The 223-nt window shown below is 66.8% G+C and carries 1 protein-coding gene; it reads right to left on the reverse strand.

The annotated features are described in order from the left end of the window. Positions 1 to 203: hypothetical protein (locus WG891_RS26930; protein ID WP_337274597.1), on the reverse strand; the 203-nt coding region annotated here is incomplete at its 3' end. Between the last annotated feature and the right edge of the window lie 20 nt (positions 204 to 223).

Below are 223 nucleotides of genomic sequence, written 5' to 3' on the forward strand. Positions count from 1 at the left end.
GCGCCGGTATTGATGGTCCCAGCACCGCTCAGCACGTTGGCGAGCGTGTCTGCGGCGTTCAGGTTCAACGTACCGCCGACATCCACCTCACTGGTGCCCAGGGCATTCGCCGCGTTCGCGGTGACGGAGGCTCCCGATGCAATATGGGTGGTGGCTGACAGACCGCCGTTGGCCGCGCTCAGCGCCAAATCTCCGCCGTTCACGTTCAGCGTGCCCGCCCCGG

It is taken from the genome of Serratia sp. MMO-28 (assembly GCF_037199905.1).
Lineage (GTDB): Bacteria > Pseudomonadota > Gammaproteobacteria > Enterobacterales > Enterobacteriaceae > Chania > Chania oryzae.